At 55.5% G+C, this 2443-nt stretch carries 3 protein-coding genes; 1 reads left to right on the top strand and 2 read right to left on the bottom strand.

The features are described from left to right. On the bottom strand, positions 1–527 hold a 527-nt coding region (gfa, locus tag AC1DRJ_RS24465; protein WP_477804426.1), incomplete at its 3' end, for an S-(hydroxymethyl)glutathione synthase. Between the two features lie 462 nt (positions 528–989). Here gfa and AC1DRJ_RS24460 point away from each other — a divergent pair. Next, positions 990–1892, top strand: a complete 903-nt coding sequence (locus AC1DRJ_RS24460) for a universal stress protein (RefSeq protein WP_477804425.1) — start codon at positions 990–992, stop codon at positions 1890–1892. 30 nt (positions 1893–1922) lie between these two features. Here AC1DRJ_RS24460 and AC1DRJ_RS24455 read toward each other — a convergent pair whose 3' ends face one another. Beyond that, positions 1923–2408: an adenosine-specific kinase gene (locus AC1DRJ_RS24455; RefSeq protein ID WP_477804424.1), complete on the bottom strand. Its 486-nt coding sequence runs from the start codon at positions 2406–2408 to the stop codon at positions 1923–1925. Positions 2409–2443: the final 35 nt, after the last annotated feature.

Genomic DNA, 2443 nt, shown 5'->3' with positions numbered 1-2443 from the left:
TCCATCAAGTCCGGGGACAGGCAGTCATAGGGTTCCAGGCCGAGCGAGCGAAAGCGCTCGCGGATAGCCTTCATTTGCGCGGGCAGTGTGCCGGTTTCGATGATGGAGGACACGAACGCCGCGAATCCCGGTGCAGCCCATCCGCGCTGTGGCGAAAGTTCGGTGTGGACGAAGTCCAGGCCATAAAACGCATGCTCTTTGTTCTCGATGCGCCCAAAGAGATGGGCGTGACACTGCTTGCAGGCGTGGCGCCGGATGGTGGCGGATTCGTCGACAATCTCGAGTTTTTCGCCGTGGGCAGTGACGCTGACCTTATCTCGAGGCACCACGGCGATGACGGCGAATGTCGCGTTTTGTGGTTTCCAGCATTTGCTGCAGCCGCACGCGTGGTTATGCAGGGTTTGTGCGTCAATCTTGACCTCGACCTTKTCGGTCGCACACAGGCATTGAAGGGTGCCGCCTGTGAAATTCGCGGCGGCGGGCTGGATACCATTGTCCAGTGCAGGGTGAAGTTGCAAGGTGCTCATGCTGGCTTCTCCGTTTCAGGGTGTCTGACAAAAGTGCCTGGGGCCGTGCCCCAGACCGGTAGTTCATCGGAACTCGATGACGGCGCGGATCGATTTACCTTCATGCATCAGATCGAACAGCGGCGGATTTCGAAAAGGACACAGTGCATAAACAAATGACCTCCTTCGGTGCGACCGGTTGGTTATCCAGATCAAGAATAGTCTGCGATGACGCCTCGAGCGCGGCCGGGGCCAGCGCAAGGGTGATCCCTACATAATGCGAATAATCGGGAAGGTGAGCGAGTCAAGATCCTCACTGTTGCCGCTGACGCGCCCCAACAACCATATGCGCGCCGAGGTTGGAATCCAGGCGTATATTGATAGTGTTGATCCAGATAGTTGAGGCGATAGTCAATCGTCGGTGGTGTGACAGGCAAAGGTGCTGGGGGGAGTTAGATATCCCGGAACGTTTGGAGGTGTTACATGAGCCAATATCAACGACTTTTACTGATAGCCGGTCCAGCCATGCGTCACACCCCGGCAATGGAGCGAGCAGCAGCGATTGCCGAAGCCACGGGCGCAGCGCTGCACATCTCGGTGTTTATCGAAGACTCCAACCTCTTGGGATTGATGAGCGGCGGTGCGCGTTTTCGTGAGGTCTGTCAGCAAGAGAATGAAACATGGTTGAAGGATGAGGCAGATCTCATCCGCGGGCGCGGGGTCATGGTGAGTACCGAAGTGCTTGTTACGCGAACCGCGCTGCAAGAAATACTTCGGCATGTGGCAGAAATGCAGCCGGATGTGGTGATCAAGGACGTGCAACACGAGTCAGCGCTCAAACGCGTGTTCATTACGCCTCTGGATTGGCACCTGTTGCGCGAATGTCCGGTGCCCGTGCATCTGGTCAGCGAAGTCAGGTGTCCACTTCCGCGGGTAGTAGTGGCAGCAGTCGATCCGTCGCGACCCGAGACTCAAATCACTGGCATCAACGACCGTATCATCCAGGCGGCGAACGGATTGTCGATGCAATGCAGCGCGGAGCTGCATCTGCTGCATGCCTACGATCTATCGCAGACACATATATCCGACGCAGGCGCCGGTGCAGTGACGATGCCGGGCTTCAGCAGCGATGTGCGCAAGTCACTGAAAAAGTCATTTATCGCATTGGCTGTCCACTACGGCGTACCCACTGAGCGACAACACTTCGTTGAAGGGCCGCCCGGCAAAGCACTGGCCGACTTTGCAGCGCATCACCGAGCCGATGTGATCGTCATGGGAAATGCGCATCGCAAGGGACTGGGCAAATGGGTGGGAAGTACGACAGAGCATGTTCTGTACCAAGTGCCCTGCAACATTTTCGCCGTTACCGGTTCTGCGGATCAGTGAAGGGATTGGCGATTAAATGCCGCTCTGCATTCACAATTTGTAGCCAATCTGGCGCAAGAAGTTCTTGCGCCACAGGATGTCGTCCTCACCTTCAATGTCATTGGCACAGAAGCCATCCACTACGCCCAGGATTGCTCGCCCTTGTTCCGTCTCAGCGAGAATCACTTCAGTTGGATTGGCTGTTGCACAAAAAATACGGCAGACCTCTGGCACCATTTTGAGGGTGTTTAACACGTTCAGCGGATAGAAACCGTCGCCAAGGAAAATGATGAAGCTATGACCTGCGGCGATGGCTTTCGCATTTTTCTGTGCAAGTTCGATCATTGAGGTATCAGTGCCAGACCACCGCACCAGGCATTTGCCAGAGGCCTCACAAAAGGCCACGCCAAACCGGATACTTGGAACGGCATTGACCAACGCTTCGTGGATGTCCTCGACGGACTTGATGAAGTGCGTCTGACCCAAAATGAAGTTCGTTACATCCGGCTTATCGATTTTCAACGTGATGAGTTGCATCTCAAACGCCTCCTTTCACGATGTTGCTACCAGAG

The organism is Pseudomonas sp. P5_B2 (genome assembly GCF_056400445.1).
Note: the sequence above shows the minus strand (reverse complement) of the source record. Positions and strands in the feature narration are given on the sequence as shown.